General features: G+C 63.9%; 14 protein-coding genes. 9 read left to right on the top strand and 5 right to left on the bottom strand.

The genetic code is table 11. The features are described from left to right. Positions 1-310 precede the first annotated feature (310 nt). The 3 genes from AC57B6_RS31815 to dacB all read right to left on the bottom strand — a co-directional run bounded on the left by AC57B6_RS31815 (position 311) and on the right by dacB (position 4,455). Entirely contained in the window at positions 311-1,543 is a 1,233-nt protein-coding gene (locus AC57B6_RS31815; protein ID WP_028198014.1) for an SGNH/GDSL hydrolase family protein, read from the bottom strand. Positions 1,544-1,635: 92 nt separating this feature from the next. After that, entirely contained in the window at positions 1,636-2,586 is a 951-nt protein-coding gene (locus AC57B6_RS31810; RefSeq protein ID WP_496422810.1) for a sterol desaturase family protein, read from the bottom strand. A gap of 195 nt (positions 2,587-2,781) precedes the next feature. Then, positions 2,782-4,455 (bottom strand): D-alanyl-D-alanine carboxypeptidase/D-alanyl-D-alanine endopeptidase, encoded by a 1,674-nt coding sequence (dacB, locus tag AC57B6_RS31805; RefSeq protein WP_496422809.1) that lies wholly within the window; start codon positions 4,453-4,455, stop codon positions 2,782-2,784. A gap of 215 nt (positions 4,456-4,670) precedes the next feature. On the opposite strand from dacB, the gene AC57B6_RS31800 reads away from it, so the two are divergent. The 6 genes from AC57B6_RS31800 (at position 4,671) to AC57B6_RS31775 (ending at position 10,398) form a co-directional block, all read left to right on the top strand. Continuing rightward, entirely contained in the window at positions 4,671-5,333 is a 663-nt protein-coding gene (locus AC57B6_RS31800; RefSeq protein ID WP_028198011.1) for a response regulator, read from the top strand. 4 nt (positions 5,334-5,337) lie between these two features. Next, on the top strand, positions 5,338-6,639 hold the full coding sequence (locus AC57B6_RS31795) for an ATP-binding protein (RefSeq protein WP_496422808.1): 1,302 nt from the start codon (positions 5,338-5,340) through the stop codon (positions 6,637-6,639). 156 nt (positions 6,640-6,795) lie between these two features. Beyond that, positions 6,796-8,304 (top strand): DegQ family serine endoprotease, encoded by a 1,509-nt coding sequence (locus AC57B6_RS31790; RefSeq protein ID WP_028198009.1) that lies wholly within the window; start codon positions 6,796-6,798, stop codon positions 8,302-8,304. Between the two features lie 235 nt (positions 8,305-8,539). Further along, positions 8,540-9,034, top strand: a complete 495-nt coding sequence (locus AC57B6_RS31785) for a hypothetical protein (protein WP_046567843.1) — start codon at positions 8,540-8,542, stop codon at positions 9,032-9,034. A gap of 176 nt (positions 9,035-9,210) precedes the next feature. Next, positions 9,211-9,603: a DUF427 domain-containing protein gene (locus AC57B6_RS31780; RefSeq protein WP_028198007.1), complete on the top strand. Its 393-nt coding sequence runs from the start codon at positions 9,211-9,213 to the stop codon at positions 9,601-9,603. 33 nt (positions 9,604-9,636) lie between these two features. After that, positions 9,637-10,398, top strand: a complete 762-nt coding sequence (locus tag AC57B6_RS31775; RefSeq protein ID WP_406867523.1) for an SRPBCC family protein — start codon at positions 9,637-9,639, stop codon at positions 10,396-10,398. A gap of 84 nt (positions 10,399-10,482) precedes the next feature. On the opposite strand, the gene AC57B6_RS31770 is transcribed toward AC57B6_RS31775, so the two are convergent. Beyond that, complete coding sequence (locus tag AC57B6_RS31770; protein ID WP_183796388.1) at positions 10,483-11,478, bottom strand: helix-turn-helix domain-containing protein; 996 nt, start codon at positions 11,476-11,478, stop codon at positions 10,483-10,485. Between the two features lie 179 nt (positions 11,479-11,657). On the opposite strand from AC57B6_RS31770, the gene AC57B6_RS31765 reads away from it, so the two are divergent. Then, positions 11,658-12,290, top strand: a complete 633-nt coding sequence (locus AC57B6_RS31765) for a cysteine hydrolase family protein (RefSeq protein ID WP_496422807.1) — start codon at positions 11,658-11,660, stop codon at positions 12,288-12,290. Positions 12,291-12,338: 48 nt separating this feature from the next. Here the strand turns inward: AC57B6_RS31765 and AC57B6_RS31760 are convergent, their stop codons facing one another. Next, positions 12,339-12,986, bottom strand: a complete 648-nt coding sequence (locus tag AC57B6_RS31760) for a TetR family transcriptional regulator (protein WP_028198003.1) — start codon at positions 12,984-12,986, stop codon at positions 12,339-12,341. A gap of 427 nt (positions 12,987-13,413) precedes the next feature. Between AC57B6_RS31760 and AC57B6_RS31755 the strand changes: the two genes are divergently transcribed. Beyond that, complete coding sequence (locus AC57B6_RS31755; RefSeq protein ID WP_028198001.1) at positions 13,414-14,646, top strand: efflux RND transporter periplasmic adaptor subunit; 1,233 nt, start codon at positions 13,414-13,416, stop codon at positions 14,644-14,646. Positions 14,647-14,664: 18 nt separating this feature from the next. Further along, positions 14,665-17,886 (top strand): efflux RND transporter permease subunit, encoded by a 3,222-nt coding sequence (locus AC57B6_RS31750; RefSeq protein WP_028198000.1) that lies wholly within the window; start codon positions 14,665-14,667, stop codon positions 17,884-17,886. Position 17,887 lies beyond the last annotated feature (1 nt).

Genomic DNA, 17,887 nt, shown 5'->3' with positions numbered 1-17,887 from the left:
TCGGGCAGTTCAGGCAGCGGCCCTCGGGCCGCTGCCTGCGAGGCGACGGTACGTTTCTTCTTCATGATCGGCATATCCATGATTTCCATCCTTCATGATATGCCCCGCCCACGAAATTACGGATAGGTCCCCCCGCACAGGGGCAACGCTAATAGACCGATAAGAAAACAAGGAAAGGCCAAAAGACCAACAACAAGCCAAAAGACCAGACCACGATCACAGCAAGAAAAAGCCCAAAGAATCAGACCAGGAAAAGGCCAACGCCGCAGGCAAAAAAAACCAACCCACACCGAGGCCTCGCCTCAAAAAATCACTTCCCTAATCCCGTCGCAGCAACCTGCTGCTGCACATACTGGGCGAACAGTGCATGCGTATGCGTACTCGGGTGCACCAGATCCGCGAACATGTAAGTCTGATCAGCGCCAGCGACCGTATAAGTCTGCGGTGAGCAGAACAACGACGAGCCGAACTGCGAGCCGTACTGCGCCGGCGTCAACCCATTCGTTGCGGCCGGATTGGCAGTGGCATACGCAGTTGCGTTCGCCACCATCGACGTCAGATTACACGCCGTGCCTGTGTTGGACACCGTGAAACCCAGCGCCTGGTAGTTCGGCAACTGCTGATCCAGCCAGGTGAACGCATCGGCCACAATAACCTTGCCAGTACCCAGCAGGCCGAGGCTGGTCATTTGCTGGACCAGCATGTAGTTATACGCCGCGGTAATCCCCGTCAACAGCGCAGCCGCACCCGGCGAAGCCGCGTTGGCCTGAATGCCTTGCGGCGTATTGCCGATGTCCGGCACCGTCGACACCACCACGTGAGTCGCGCCCGAATTGACAATGGTCTGGACCTGCGCGGCAAGCGCGGCAGCGGCCTGCGCGATCTGCGGGTTGGACTGCTGCTGCAGATAACCGACGATGAACCCGACCTGACCCGCCTGCGTGTTCGGCACGACGCCGTGTGCCAAGGCCGTCTGCAGCGCGGTGCCAAGCGCCGTCAGATTGGCAGCGGTCGAGAACTGGAAAATGTCGTTCGCGCCGCCGTTCACCAGCACGAGCTGGTTCGAGTTGAAGCTGGTGTGCGCGCCCAGGTAGTTTGCCACCTGCGTCACCACCGGCACCGTCGTCGCCGCCATGTTGTTGGGCGCCCAGCCTTCGCCTTGCGGATTGACGACGTCCGAGCCGCCCTGCGCGTAGCCAAACCCGCCCGTCGCGACCAGCGGTTGACCGAAGCCGCCGACATACGCAGCAGTCAATGTGCCGCCGTAGTACTCGGCGACTTTCTGCGTCCACACCTCACCCGGGTTGGTCGTGAAGCGGCCGCCGCCGAAGCTCGCTTGAATCACCGGCGCGTACGTGCCGACGTCCGACAAGCTGTCGCCAAACGACACGACCTGCAATTTCACGCCGCCCGCCGGCGTGCTGCTCGAATTGTTGTTGTCGCTGCCACCGCCGCAAGCGGCCAGTAGCGCAAACGCAGCACTGGCGATCGCGATCTGTGTGACGCGGACGAAATTGCGTTGCTTCGATGCTGTTTGTTTCATTGACTACATCTCCTCGTATGTGTGGCCCTGATGCCATGTGTTGCAGGCGGCGCCCGCCGCGTCGGCGGCGTGACGACAGCTTACAGAATCTTCTACGGCCTGCGCGGGGTTTGAAACGCGGCCGTATGCTTGTCTTCAATATTCGAATTCCCGCCCGACCCCGCGACAAGGGTACTCGCGCCGGCGGCGCGGCGCGCGTGATAATCCGCGGCCCATGCGGGCGGTGCGAACAGCGCGCGCAACTTGTTGCGCCAGCCTCGTACGCTCACGAAGTCGGCCGCCATCGACGCCCATTCGTGAAATGTCGCCTTCAGCGGGTTATACGTGTAAAGCGGCTCGACGATGCCGTACACCGGCGCATCGTGCGGATCTTCCTCGACGTAGCTGCCGAACAGGCGATCCCAGATCACCAGCACGCCGGCATAGTTGCGGTCGATATAGCGGTCGTTGCGCGCGTGATGCACCCGGTGAATCGACGGCGTATTGAACACGTATTCGAGCCAGCCGAGTTTGCCGATCGCCTGGGTATGCACGAAGAACTGAAAGCCGAGATTGATCAGCACGATGGCGACGATCTGTTTCGGCGGAAAGCCCAGCACGGCGAGCGGAATCCAGAAGAGCCACATGCCGGCAACCGGATACATCAGGCTCTGGCGGAACGCGGTCGAGAAATTCATCCGCTCCGACGAGTGATGCACGACATGCGCGGCCCACAACCAGCGCACGCGGTGGCTGCACCGGTGGAACACGTAGTAGAGCAGATCCTGCGCGACGAACAGCACGACAAACGACACCCAGGTCGCCGGCCACGTGGCGACGCGATAGTGATCGTAGAAGAATGCATAAACGGGAATGATCGCGAGCCACGCGAGCTTGTCGGCGGCTTGCTGCATCAGTGCGAGCGCGGCGTTGCACAACGTGTCGCGCCAGCTATAAAGCTGCGCTCCGGGGTGCGTACGCCGCAGGTGCCACGCCTCCCAGCCAATGCATGCGAGAAAGACTGGCGCCATGGCGAGCAGCAGCAATTCGGCATCGAATTGCATGGTGTCTTCCTCCGTGGTCCCTAGCCGCTGCGTTTGCCGCAACGGACGTTGTCGTTTTCGTTTGAGCGGGCCACGCCACCGTAACGGCTGCGCGGCTCGTGCGCTACGCGTTGCGTTTTACGCGCGCCTCAAACACTGCCCGACAGCGTACACGCTTGGGCGCGTTGCGGCGCGCGGGTTCTATAGAAGGAATCCTCAATGGGCGTTGCGCTTGTGCGGGTTTTTCCTGGGCTTGCTGCTGCGCGGTTCGGCAACGGTGTCGGAGACCTTCGTAAATCCCCGGGACGGACCCTGATAGACCCATTCGAGCAAGGCGTCGTGTGCGGCGCGCGCGGCTTCCGAATGCGGGTCGTTGATCAGGCTCACCACCACGTAGCTATTGCCGTCCGCCGAGGCCACATAGCCGGCGATCGCCCGCACGTCGCGCAGGGTGCCGGTCTTGATGTGCGCGTTGCCGCCCGCGCCCTGGTTGGTCAGGCGGTTGCGCATCGTGCCGTCGACGCCGGCAATCGGCAGCGATTCCACGAACACCTGGGCGACCGGGCTCGCGTTGGCCCGCTGCAGCAGATCGGCGAGCGAGAGCGCGCTCACGTGCTCGTCGCGTGACAGGCCGGAGCCGTTGTCGAGCGTCAGATCCTGCATGTCCACACTGTCGCGGCGCAGGAACGCCTCGATGGCTCGTGCCGACTTGGCGGGCGTGGCGGGTGGCCTTTCTTCCGTCGCGCCGATCGTCAGAAACAGGTTGCGCGCCATCGTGTTGTTGCTGAACTTGTTGATGTCGCGAACGATGTCGGACAGCACCGGCCCCTGGTGCGTGGCGACGAGGCGCGCGCCGGCCGGCACCGCGCCTTCGCGGGTCGCGCCAGTGAAGGTGCCGCCGGTTTGCTGCCACAGCGCGAGGAAGCCGCCCGCGAAAAACGCGGTGTGATCGAGCACGGCGACGTTGAGCGTGCGCGGACCGCAGCGCACCGAATACTCGCCGTCGAACGACGCCACCACGGTGCCATTGGGCTGCGGCGTCACGGTGGGCGAGACGGAGGCGGCGTCGCCGCGGCACGGGCCATTCACTGCACGCATATGGTTGTCGATCTGCAACTGCGAGAGCGCCGGCAGCACGTCGATTGTGACGGTGCCGTCCGGGGACGGCGTCAACGTGAACGACAGCGATTTGAACGCGTACAGCAGCGGATCGGGGCCGACGTTGTATGGCGCGGTGGCGTCGTCGTCGAACGGCGGCAGATCGCGCGTCGAGGGGTCGAAGTAACGCTTGTCGAGTACCAGCGCGCCATCCACGCCGGTGATGCCTGCCTTGTGGATCTTCTGCACGAGGTCGATCAGTTCTTCGGGGACGAGTTTCGGATCGCCCGTGCCCTGAATGTACAGATTGCCGTGCAGCACGCCGTTGGCGTCGAGTGTGCCGTCCGCATAGGCATTCGTGCGCCAGCGATAGTCCGGACCGAGGATCGATAGGCCGGAGTAGGTAGTGACGAGCTTCATTGTCGAGGCGGGCATCATCGGCTTGGCCGCGTTCAGCGCGAGGATCGGCGTGCGATCGCCGACTTTTTCGACCACCACGCTGATCGACGACAAGGGCACGTGCGCGCGCTGCAGACCGACCATCACCGATTGCGGCAACACCGTCGTGACATTGACACTCGGATGGGCGGCCTTGACGCGTGCCTGCGCGGCAAGCGGCAGCGCCGCGCCGCTGCCGAGCGCGGCGCAGGCAAAGAGCCATGCCGCCGTGCGCGGCGCAAAGCGGCGCGGCAGAGCGTTGGCAGAGACCGATGAGCGTGGCCCTGGCGCAGCGCGGCGTGCTAAGGAAGGCAAACAGGCGGACAAAAAAGCAGGGAAAAAAACTTGCGTCATGGACGAGGCGAAGAAGCAGGATTTCAGGGCGCGGCGGCGCGCGGCAAACCAGAGTGTGTCGAAGCACTTGTCACGCGCGGAAAACCGCGGCGCGACGCAAAGCGCTCATTGTAGAGACATGCCGCGTGGCTGCGGTGAAAAAGCGTCGCTTGGCGTGCATGGGGAGCCGGGCGCTAGAATGCGGCATCATCAAATGTTTCGGGACCGATTCAACCATGCGCATATTGCTAGTCGAAGACGACCGGATGATCGCCGAAGGCGTGCGCAAGGCGCTACGCAGTGAAGGCTTCGCAGTGGACTGGGTGGAAGACGGCGAAGCGGCGCTCAGCGCGGCGACCGGCCAACCTTACGATCTGGTGCTGCTCGATCTCGGCCTGCCTAAACGCGACGGGCTCGAGGTGTTGCGCACGCTGCGCGCCAAGGGCCACGCCACGCCGGTGCTGATCCTCACCGCGCGCGACGCGGTCGCCGATCGCGTCAAAGGACTCGACGCCGGCGCCGACGATTACCTTGTCAAACCTTTCGATCTCGATGAACTCGGCGCCCGTATGCGTGCGCTGATCCGCCGTCAATCGGGCCGCAGCGATTCGACGATTCGCCATGGCAACCTGACGCTCGATCCCGCCTCGCATCAGGTCACGCTAGACGGCGCGCCGGTCGCATTGTCAGCCCGTGAATTCGCGCTGCTCGAGGCGTTGATCGCCCGGCCCGGCGCGGTGCTCTCGAAAAGCCAGCTCGAAGAAAAGATGTACGGCTGGGGTGAGGAGATCGGCAGCAATACCGTCGAGGTCTACATTCACGCGCTGCGCAAGAAGCTCGGCGCGGACCTGATCCGCAACGTGCGCGGTCTTGGCTACATGATCGCCAAGGACGCCTGAGCCGATGCGTTCGATTCGCCGTCAATTGCTGTTCTGGCTGCTCGCGCTGGTGTTGCTCGGCGTCGGCATTGCGGGTTGGCTGATCTACCGGCAGGCGCTTGCCGAAGCCAACGAACTATTCGACTACCAACTGGAGCAGATTGCCGCGGCGCTGCCGTCGGAACCGTTCTCGCAGGTGCTCGGTTCGCGCGATACCGGCGACGAAGGCATCGTGCTGCAGATCTGGAACCGCAACGGCGTGTTGATGTACTACTCGCGCCCGCGTGCGCCGCTCGCGCCGCGCGCCGAACTCGGCTTTTCGACCGAGCGCACGGAGCGCGGCGACTGGCGGGTGTACGGTGCGATCGTCGGCGATAACGTCGTGCAACTGGCGCAGCCGGTGTCGGTGCGCAACCGGCTCGCGGCAAACGTCGCATTGCGAACCCTCTGGCCGTTGATCGTGCTGTTGCCGCTGCTGGGGCTGGCGGTGTGGGTGACCGTCGGGCGCGGGCTGCGGCCCTTGCGGCGCGTGACCAGTGCACTCGACGCGCGCCACCCCGAAGCGCTCGACCCGTTGCCCGATCAGCGTCTGCCGCTCGAAGTGCAGCCGCTCGTGCGCGCGTTGAACGGCCTGCTCGAACGGCTCGCCACCGCGCTCGATATCCAGAAGGCATTTGTCGCCGATGCCGCGCACGAATTGCGCACGCCGCTCGCCGCCGTGCAGATCCAGACGCAACTGGTGGCTCGCGCGAAAGACGATGCCGCGCGCAGCGAGGCGCTGGCCGATCTGCAGGCGGGTGTCACGCGCGCCACGCGGCTTGCCGAACAGTTGCTGGCGCTCGCGCGTTCGGAACCCGATGGTCTTGCCGTCACCAATACGATCGATCTGCGCGCACTGTTGCAGGACTGCGTGGTGGCGTACGCGCCGCTTGCGCAGAATCGCGGCGTCGATCTCGGTATCGAGGCGAGCGAACCCGCTACGGTGACCGGCGACGCCGACGCGCTGCGCGTCATGTTCAACAACCTCGTTGATAACGCAACCAAATACACGCCGCGAGGCGGGCGCGTCGACGTCAGTCTGTCGGTCGAGGAAGGGCATCCGGTGGTGCGGATTGCCGATAGCGGGCCGGGTATCGAGCCGGCCGAACGCGAGCGTGTATTCGATCGCTTCTACCGGGCCGGCGCCGGCGCGGATCGTGCGCGCACGGACGTGGCGGGCAGCGGTCTGGGCCTTGCGATCGTACGCCGCATCGCGACCCAGCATCATGCGACGGTGACGCTCGACGAGTCCGCCGCGGGCGGTCTACAGGTTGAAGTGTGCTTCTGAAGCTGAGGCTTTCTGTTCGTAAAGTGATTCCAACTGGGCTTAAGCGAGGCTTAAAAACGGACTGGAAGCGATCTGGCGCTGCTTAAGACTCTTTTAAGCGATGCCACGTACGCTTCATCTCATTCCAGAGCCTTTTTCTCCAGTCAGGAGTACACGATGAACGCGAAAACCTTGTCCCGCAGCGCTGTTGCAGTGGCTGTCGCCGTAGCGCTTTCCGCCGGCTATGTGGCGGGGCATCGCGACGTGCCCGCGCCGCAGGTGATTACGCCGGCGCAGGCCGCGATGATGCCTGCTGAAGCCGCCGCGAAGACCGGCATCCCCGATTTCTCGGGCCTCGTTGAAACCTATGGCCCGGCGGTCGTCAACATCAGCGCGAAGCATGTGGTCAAGCAGACGGCATTGCGCAGTAACGGCGGCAACGGCGGCAGCCAGCTGCCGATCGATCCGAGCGACCCTTTCTATCAGTTCTACAAGCACTTCTTCGGCGGCATGCCGGGCATGCAAGGCGGCGACGGCGGCGATGCGCCCGATCAGCCGAGCGCGAGCCTCGGCTCGGGATTCATCGTCAGCAGCGACGGCTACATCCTGACCAATGCCCACGTGGTGGACGGCGCGAACGTCGTCACCGTGAAGCTGACCGACAAGCGCGAATTCAAGGCGAAAGTGGTCGGCGCCGACAAGCAGTCCGACGTCGCCGTGCTGAAGATCGACGCGAGCAATCTGCCGACCGTGAAGATCGGCGATCCGCGTCAGAGCAAGGTCGGCCAATGGGTGGTCGCGATCGGCTCGCCTTACGGTTTCGACAATACGGTGACCTCCGGCATCATCAGCGCGAAGTCGCGCTCGCTGCCGAACGAAAACTACACGCCGTTCATCCAGACTGACGTGCCGGTGAACCCGGGTAATTCGGGCGGCCCGCTGTTCAATCTGCAAGGCGAAGTGATCGGCATCAACTCGATGATCTATTCGCAGACGGGCGGCTTCCAGGGCCTTTCGTTCGCGATTCCGATCAATGAAGCGATCAAGGTCAAGGACGACCTCGTCAAGACCGGCCACGTGAGCCGTGGGCGCCTCGGCGTCGCGGTGCAGGGCATGAATCAGACGCTGGCCGATTCGTTCGGCATGCAGAAGCCGCAAGGCGCGCTCGTCAGCTCGGTCGATCCGGGCGGTCCGGCCGCCAAGGGCGGTTTGCAACCGGGCGACGTGATTCTGTCGGTGAACGGTGAGCCGGTCGGCGACTCGTCGGATCTGCCGTCGCAGGTCGCGGGTCTGGCGCCGGGCAGCAAGGCCACCGTGCAGGTGTGGCGCGACAAGGCCACCAAGGACCTGACGGTGACGATCGGGTCGTTGTCGGATGCGAAGGTGGCCTCGGATAAGGCCGATCAGCCGACCCAGTTGCAAGGCCGTCTCGGCGTGGCGGTGCGCCCGCTCACGCCGGAAGAGAAGAGCAGCGCGTCGGTGTCGCACGGTCTGCTGGTGCAGCAGTCGGGCGGCGCGGCTGAGAACGCCGGCATTCAGCCGGGCGACGTGATTCTCGCGGTCAACGGCCGGCCGGTCGCCAGCGTCGATCAGTTGAAGCAGATGATTGCGAGCGCGGGCAACAGCATCGCGTTGCTGATCCAGCGCGATAACGCGCAGATCTTCGTGCCGGTCGATCTCGGCTAAGGGGGATCGAGGTAACGTATGCCGGTCCTTTTGCACTTACTGCCGACGGACCGGCACTTTTTTACCCATCCTGCCGCTGCGCAGCCGCGAGAAAGGGTGCTCTGAGCCGCACAGCATGGCGCAGCAGCAGTTTCTGGCGACGCGAACCGATGCCTGGCATGCAGGTTGCGTCTATATCTTGATCCGGGCCCACGGGGGACCCCGGACGACAAGATATTAAAAAAGGAGCGAACCGATGAAAACACAACGCAATCAGCAAAGGATCGTAGCCGCCGCGATATGCGCGGCGCTCACGCTCGGTCTGGCGGGCGGCGCGTATGCACAGGCGAGCGACGTAACGGGCGGCACGACCACGGACAACGGCAGCGCGGGCAACGCCAATGGCGCCGGCATGCCGCAAATCCAGCAACAGGGCGACGTGTCGTTCGTGTCGGGCGGCGTCGGTCTCGACGAGTCCACGGCGTTGCGGCACGCAGAGAGCCAGTGGCCGCTGTCGCTGCGCTTCACGGGCCCCGGCTCCGATTTTCTTGCCGACGTCCACGTGCGAATTGTCGACGCGCACGGCGGCGATGTGCTGGGCGCCACCTCGCGCGGGCCGTACATGCTGGTCAAGTTGCGTCCTGGCCGCTACACGGTGCATGCGCAATATAAGGACCGCGATCAGACCCAGACGGTGACGGTCCCGGCGAAGGGCACAGCCAAGGCGGCGTTCTACTGGAAGACGCAGTAAGAAGCACCGGGAGAAGCGCCGCGCCTTCCTGCGCGACGCCGGGTGGGATACGCCGGCGCCATGCATGAAGGCTGCGCATTCGGCAGGAGTTTGGCCGATAATGAAGCCACGGGCCCACCCCGTGGCTTTATTCTTTGCGCGATCGCGCGCGTTGCACACCACTCCGGAGCCGAGACATGAGCGATGCCTTGACACCCCACGGAAGTCCCGGCGCAAGCTCGGGCGCGCATGCCATTACGATTCGCGCCAATGGTCACCGGGTGCGGGTGATTCATGGCGGCGTGACCATGGCCGACACCCAGTCAGGCCTGACGCTCGCGGAAACCGGTCTGCCTGACGTGTTCTATTTCCCGCGTGGCGACGTGAACATGGCGCGCCTCGAACGCTCGACACATACTTCGCACTGTCCGTTCAAGGGCGAGGCCTCCTACTTCCATCTGCGCACCGAAGACGGCCTGATCGAAAACGCGGTATGGAGCTATGAGACGCCGCTCGAGCCAGTGGCACAAATAAAAGGGTATCTCGCGTTTTACGCATCGCGCGTCGACCGTATCGATCAGACATCCTGACCGGGCCGTCGAGCGCTTATCGGGGAGGCTGCCATGGAGCTGAACGACGCGTTGAGAATTCCGCTTGCACCGTCCGACGTTTGGGACGCGTTGCAGGATCTCGCCTTGTTGCGCGCCAGCCTCGACAATTGCGAGTCGTTCACGCGGCTAGGCCACGGCGAATTTGCACTCACCATGACCGTGCCGCTTGGGCCGTTGCGCGCGCGCTACGACGCGCGCGCTCACGTAGCCGGTCAGGATTCCGGGCCGGCGGAGGCACAGCGCCGCACCATCAATTTCAAGGCGCGCGCCGAGGGCATCGGCGCATTGCGCGGACAGATCGAAGTGAAGTTGCGCGCGGACGATGCCTCGCACGGCATCGGCAGGGAGCGGGGCACACGGATCGAGTACACGATCTGGGCAACCTCGTCCGGGCCGCTTGCCGAACTGCCTACGCGCCAGCTCGAACACGCGCTGCATCAACTGGCCGACGATTTCTTCGACGAATTTGGCGCGGTGGTTCGCGCCAAGCACGGGCAAGGTCCGAACCGGGCGCGTGGTTCCGCGGCGCGGCGGCAGCACGTGTTTCTTCGGCCAATCGCGTTGAGCGGCATCGCGCGACGGACCCGCACGGATCATGGCCATACACTGACCGGACGGGCGGCGAGCGCGTCGCACGGCGGCTCTCACGGCGTGTCGCACGGGGTCTCGCATCACGATTCCGCTCCGCATGCGATGCCTAACTGGGCATGGGCGGCGATGATTTTTCTGGTGGCGCTGCTGTTGTACGTGGCGCGCTGGTTCAGCGAACACTGAACGCATGGTCAGCCTGGCCGGCGCCGTGACGAAGTCTTGGTAATACGCTACCAGCGGCGCTGGCGGCGCGGCCCTCATACTCCCTCATACGCCGCGAAACTCCCGCCGCCACGCTGATGGCGAAGTGCGGAACGCCTCCGCGAAATGTTGCCGCAGCGAGGCGGTCGAGCCGAAACCGGCAATTCCCGCGATCGTTTCCACGGACTCATCCGTGCTTTCCAGCAGGTGCTGCGCGCGGGCGAGGCGCTGGGTCAGCAGCCACGCGCCGACGGTTGTGCCGGTGGCGAGCCGGAAGCGCCGCGTAAAGGTGCGACGGCTCATCAAGGCGCGCTCGGCGAGCGTGTCGAGCGTATGCGGCGCATCGAGATTTCCGCTCACCCAATCGAGCAGGCCGGACAAGCGGTCGCCGCGCACATTCGGCGGCACGGGCTGGTCGATGAATTGAGCCTGACCGCCTTGCCGGTGCGGTGGCACGACCAGCCGGCGCGCGACGTAGTTCGCCACCTGCGCGCCGCACATCTTGCGCAGCACGTGCAGACAGCAATCGAGCCCGGCAGCCGTGCCGGCCGAGGTCAGCACGTTGCCATCGTCCACATACAGCACGTCGGGATCGAGCCGCACGCGCGGATAGCGGCGCGCGAAATCGTCCGCCCACGCCCAGTGGGTGGAGGCCGGACGGCCGTCGAGAATGCCCGCGGCGGCCAGCACGAATGCACCCAGACACAGCCCGACCAGTTGCGCCCCGCGCGCATGGGCGGCGCGCAGCGCGTCGAGCAGCGCGGCGGGCGGGGGTTCGTCCGGATCGCGCCAGCTTGGCACGACGATCGTATCCGCGTCGGCGAGCGCCTCGAGCCCGTGCGTGACGGCGATCGAAAAGCCCGCGGTAGTGGTCAGCGCGCCGGTTTCGGCCGCGCAAACGCGGAAGTCGAAGCCAGGCACGCCGCCGCCACTGCGGTCCTCGCCGAACACCACGCACGGCACCGAAAGGTGGAATGGGCTGATGCGATCAAACGCGACAACCGCGACGACGTGGCGGTGCGCGTCGTCGCGGTGCCCGATGGAGGAGCAATGGGTGGCCATAGATTGCGGCGCCGTGAGAAATTGCGTGATGGCCCGATTCTAGCGAATCTTGTCATCTGGGTCACTGGCGGGGAAATAGGTGGAAGCGAACAATGCAGTTCATCGCCGCTGCCTCTTCAACGCCCATTTGGCGCCGTGCAGCGCGAGCCTTAACTGCTCAACCGAAAAGGAGTCTTGCCATGACCGCACCCCGCCGCGCGCTGATCGTCATCGATGTGCAAAACGAGTACGTCACCGGCGATCTGCCGATCGAATATCCTGACGTGCACACCTCGCTCGCCAACATTGGCCGGGCGATGGATGCGGCCCACGCCGCCGGCGTGCCCGTGGTGGTCGTGCAGAATTTCGCGCCGGCCGCTTCGCCGCTGTTTGCTCGGGGCAGCGCCGGCGCGGAGTTGCATCCGGTGGTGGCGTCGCGTCCACACGATCACTATGTGGAGAAGTCGCTGCCCAGCGCCTTTGCCGAGACGGACCTGGCTGACTGGCTCGCCGCGCAGCGGATCGACACGCTGAGCGTGACCGGCTACATGACGCACAATTGCGACGCCTCGACCATCAACCACGCGCTTCACTCAGGACTCACGGTCGAGTTCCTGCACGATGCGTCGGGCTCGGTGCCGTATGAGAACAGCGCCGGCTTTGCGAGCGCGCAGGACATTCACCGGGTGTTCAGCGTGGTCTTGCAATCGCGCTTCGCGGCCGTGGCGAGCACGGACCAATGGATCGCGGCGGTGAAAAGCGGCGCGCCGCTCGAACGCGGCAACATCTATGCGTCGAATCAGAAGGCGCGCGCGAGAAAGACCGTTGCATAAAACGGCCGCCGCATAACACGGCTGCCCGCAGGCCCGCCTCATTTCCCTTCAGCCGGCCTTATTTCCTTTGCGTAACGCGGGACTCAGCCGCAGCGCATCGAACATCCCGGCGATCATCTGCTCGGCATGTTTGCCGAAATCGGTCGCGTCCGGCAGGAACAGCATGTCGCGCAGCGAGCCGCTGACGAACGCATGCACCATCGCCGCCGCGATCCGGGTGTCGAGATCGGCGGGCAATTGCCCTTTGGAGATCGCGTTGCGCAGACCGCCTTCGATCTTCTGCAGCCCTTCGCGCATGTTCGTCTGATAGCGGATCATCACCGGACCCATCTCTTCGACCAGTTCGCACTTCAAAAACAGGATGTCGAACACCCGCCGGCGACGCGGGTCGTTGGCGGTATCGCGCAGACAGACTGTACAGATTTCCGTAAGGCGGCCGAGCGGATCGGGCTCGTTGGGGTCTTGCGAGGCAGCCTTGAGTTCGTCCAGCGGCAGCAGCACGCGGTCGAACATTTCGGTAAACAGATCGCTTTTGTGAGCGAAGTGCCAATAGATCGCCCCACGCGTGACGCCGGCGGCCTGCGCAATGTCGGCGAGCGAGGTGCGCGACACGCCTTTCTCGAAGAAAACCCGTTCGGCCGCGTCGAGAATGCTGTTACGTGTCTCCTGCGCTTCTTCTTTCGTTCTTCTGACCATATTGGTGTGACCTGCGCTGATTGTGGGGGTTTTCCCGGGCGCTTTTAAGTACGCTCGATGACAATCTGTCTGGGGTTTGGCAATTTTCGGATCGATCTTGCAGACCTCCCGCCTGCGAAGATTGAAACGCACTTTTACATCCATTCGTGAATGTATATATAATAGCACCCCACGATCGGATAGCCCAAGCCGTGACGACCGGTTAATATCCGTCACTGTTGCCTTTCAAAACGCTCTTGCGCCGTGCCCCGACGGGCGGCGCCGTGCGGCATTTCTCCGGTATGGCGCATTTCGCTCAGGATGCCCTTGCAGGTGTTTGCATCCTCGGGCTTCCGGTCAGGCGTCGCAAGACGCATGTGTGCGCTGTCGTCCCCGGGGTAGGGATGCGCGCACTTTTTCATTCTCAGTCATTGACAGAGGTCGCTCCATGCGCGTCGAACGGGTTCCATTCCGCTTAATCAGTGCCGCGACGGCTGCCGTATTGCTGGCAGCGTGCGGACCAAAACAATCTGCCCCGCCGCAACAAACGCCCGAAGTGGGCGTGGTCACCGTCCAGCCGACGGCCGTGCCCGTCGTCACCGAATTGCCCGGCCGCACCAGTGCCTTCCTCGTCGCGCAAGTGCGTGCGCGGGTCGACGGCATCGTGCTGCGCCGCGAATTCACGGAAGGCAGCGAGGTCAAGGCGGGCCAGCGTCTGTACAAGATCGATCCGGCACCCTATATCGCAGCGTTGAACAATGCGAAGGCAACGCTGGCAAAGGCTCAGGCCAACCTCGTGTCGACCACCGCGCAAGCCAATCGCTACAAGGTGCTGGTTGCCGCCAACGCGGTCAGCAAGCAGGACTACGACAACGCGGTGGCCGCCGAAGGCCAGGCCGCGGCTGACGTGGCCGCCGGCAAAGCCGCGGTCGATACGGCGCAGATCAACCTCGGCTACACCGACGTGGTCTCGCCGGTCACCGGCCAGGTCGGCGTATCGCAAGTCACGCCGGGCGCGTATGTACAGGCAAGCGCCGCCACGCTGATGGCGACGGTCCAGCAAATCGACCCAATGTACGTGGACCTGACGCAGTCCAGTCTCGACGGTCTGAAGCTGCGCCGCGAAGTGCAGGAAGGACGCCTGAAGACAAGCGGCCCGAGCGCCGCCAAGGTCTCGCTGATTCTTGAAGACGGCCGCACCTATTCGGAACAGGGCAAGCTGCAGTTCACCGACGTGACAGTCGACCAGAGCACTGGCTCGGTGACGGTTCGCGCGATCTTCAAGAACACCGACAAGGTGCTGCTGCCGGGCATGTTCGTGCGCGCGAAGATCGAGGAAGGCGTCAACGAAAACGCGCTGGTCGTGCCGCAAGTCGGCATCACGCACGACCAGAAGGGCACGCCTACCGCGCTGGTTGTAAATAGCGCGAACAAGGTCGAATTGCGCCAGCTCGTTACCTCGGGCACTTACGGTTCGAACTGGGTGGTGGAGAGCGGCCTGAAGGCCGGCGACCGCGTGATTGTCCAGGGCACCGACAAGGCGCACCCGGGGCAGGACGTCAAAGCCGTTGCCGCGCAACTTCCCGCCACACCCGCTTCCGACGCATCCGCTCAGGGTGCGCCGGCCGCCAGCGGTGCTACGCAGACGGCGCAACCCGCTTCTGCTGCATCGGGCGCGTAATAACAGGGAGCCCGCCACATGGCAAAGTTCTTTATTGATCGCCCGATTTTTGCATGGGTGATCGCCATTATTCTGATGCTCGCGGGTATCGCGTCGGTGTTTACATTGCCGATCGCCCAGTACCCGACCATCGCGCCGCCGGCCGTGCAGATCAGCGCAACGTACCCGGGCGCCTCGGCGAAGACGGTGGAAAACACCGTCACGCAGGTGATCGAGCAACAGATGAGTGGTCTCGACCACTTGCTGTATCTGTCGTCCACGTCGGACGACTCCGGTACGGCGACCATCACGCTGACGTTCGCGGCCGGCACCAATCCTGACATTGCGCAGGTGCAGGTGCAGAACAAGCTGCAGCTCGCCACGCCGCTGTTGCCGCAAGCCGTGCAACAGTTGGGCACCAAGGTCACGAAGTCGAGCAGCAGCTTCTTGCTGGTGATGGCGTTCGTGTCCGAAGACGGCAGCATGAGCAAGTACGACCTGGCGAACTACGTCGCGTCGAACGTCGAAGACCCGGTCAGCCGGATCGACGGCGTGGGTACGGTGACGCTGTTCGGCTCGCAGTACGCGATGCGGATCTGGCTGGATGCGAACAAGCTGACCAACTTCGGCCTGACGCCGGTGGATGTGCAGACGGCCTTGCAGGCGCAAAACGTTCAGGTCGCGGGCGGCTCGCTCGGCGGCACGCCGTCGGTGCCGGGGCAGGTGCTGCAGGCAACCATCACGGAAGCCACGCTGCTCAATACGCCTGAACAGTTCGGCAACGTGCTGCTGAAGGTGAACCCCGATGGGTCGCGGGTCCGTATCAAGGACGTGGGGCGGATCGAGCTCGGTGGCGAAAACTACAACTTCGATACCAAGTACAACGGTCAGCCTACGGCTGGTTTCGGTATTCAGCTCGCCACCGGTGCTAACGCACTGGCAACCGCCAAGGCAGTGCGCGCGAAGATCGACGAACTGTCGAAGTACTTCCCGCACGGTCTCGTCGTGAAGTATCCGTACGACACCACGCCGTTCGTGCGCCTGTCGATCGAAGAAGTGGTCAAGACGCTGCTCGAAGGTATCGTGCTGGTGTTCCTGGTCATGTACCTGTTCCTGCAGAACCTGCGCGCCACGCTGATCCCGACGATCGCCGTGCCGGTGGTGCTGCTGGGCACGTTCGCGATCATGGGGCTGGTGGGCTTCTCGATCAACACGCTGTCCATGTTCGGGCTCGTGCTGGCGATCGGCTTGCTGGTGGACGATGCGATCGTGGTGGTGGAAAACGTCGAGCGGGTGATGGCGGAGGAGGGCTTGTCGCCTCGAGAGGCGACCCGCAAGGCGATGGACCAGATTACCGGCGCGCTGGTCGGCGTGGCGCTCGTGCTGTCGGCGGTGTTCGTGCCCGTGGCGTTTTCGGGCGGTTCGGTCGGCGCTATTTACCGGCAGTTCTCGCTGACGATCGTGGCGGCCATGGTGCTGTCCGTGCTGGTTGCGTTGATTTTGACGCCGGCATTGTGCGCGACGATTCTCAAGCCGATTCCGAAGGGCCATCACGAGGTCAAGAAGGGCTTCTTCGGCTGGTTCAACCGCACGTTCGAGTCGAGCCGCGACAAGTACCACAGCGGCGTGCACCACGTGATCAAGCGCTCGGGCCGCTGGCTCATCATCTATATGGTGGTGATTCTCGCGGTCGGCCTGCTGTTCGTGAAGTTGCCGAAGTCGTTCCTGCCTGATGAAGACCAGGGCACGATGTTCGTGCTGGTGCAAACGCCGTCCGGCTCGACGCAGGAAACCACGGCGCATGCGCTGAAGGACGTCTCCGACTACCTGCTCAACAGCGAAAAGAGCATCGTCGAATCGACCTTTACCGTGAACGGCTTCAGCTTCGCCGGCCGCGGTCAGAACGCGGGTCTCGTGTTCGTGCGGATGAAGGACTACGCGGAGCGTCAGCATTCGGATCAGAAGGTGCAGGCGCTGGTTGGCCGCCTCTTCATGCACTTCGCGGGCTACAAGAACGCGCTGGTGTATCCGGTCAATCCACCGTCGATTCCTGAACTCGGCACGGCTGCCGGCTTCGACTTCGAGTTGCAGGATCGCGCGGGCGTCGGCCACGAGAAGCTGATGCAAGCTCGCAACATGCTGCTCGGCATGGCCGCGAAAGATCCGACGCTGGCTCAGGTGCGTCCGAACGGCCTGAACGATACGCCGCAGTTCAAGGTGGATATCGATCACGAGAAGGCTGCCGCGCTCGGCGTGTCGCTGTCGGCGATCGACCAGACGTTCTCGATCGCATGGGCATCGCAGTACGTGAACAACTTCCTCGATACCGACGGCCGGATCAAGAAGGTGTATCTGCAGGGCGACGCCCCGTTCCGGATGAACCCGGAAGACCTGAACGCCTGGTACGTGCGCAATTCGGCGGGCACCATGGTGCCGTTCTCGTCGTTCGCGAGCGGTTCGTGGACCTACGGTTCACCGAAGCTCGAACGCTACAACGGTATCTCGGCGGTGGAAATCCAGGGCGCGGCTGCACCGGGCAAGTCGACCGGTCAGGCCATGACGGCGATGGAAGCACTCGTAGCGAAGCTGCCGGCGGGTATCGGCTACGAATGGACGGGCTTGTCGTTGCAGGAACGCCAGTCCGGTTCGCAGGCGCCGATTCTGTACGGCATCTCGATCCTCGTGGTGTTCCTGTGTCTCGCGGCGCTGTATGAAAGCTGGTCGATCCCGTTCTCGGTGATCATGGTGGTGCCGCTCGGCGTGATCGGCGCACTGCTGGCCGCTACGCTGCGCGGGCTCGAGAACGACGTGTTCTTCCAGGTGGGTCTGTTGACCACGGTGGGGCTGTCGGCGAAGAACGCGATTCTGATTGTGGAATTCGCTCGCGAGCTGCAGCAGGGTCAGGGCATGGGGCCGGTCGAGGCCGCGCTTGAGGCGGCGCGTCTGCGGTTGCGTCCGATTCTGATGACCTCGCTCGCCTTCATTCTCGGCGTGATGCCGCTCGCGATCAGTAACGGCGCGGGCTCGGCCAGCCAGCACGCAATCGGTACCGGCGTGATCGGCGGGATGTTGACGGCGACGTTCCTCGCGATTTTCATGATCCCGATGTTCTTCGTCGTGATCCGCGCGAAGTTCGGCGGTGAGACAGAAGACCCGGATGAGGCGCTCGCACACTACAACCAGCACCATCCGCATGACGACCAGGGTGGCGGTTCGGCTGGCGGGTCGACGGATGCAGGCTCGGGCAAGGACGGACATTGAG

Source organism: Paraburkholderia sp. BGA-UO-ETr-F12, assembly GCF_059567945.1.
Note: the sequence above shows the minus strand (reverse complement) of the source record. Positions and strands in the feature narration are given on the sequence as shown.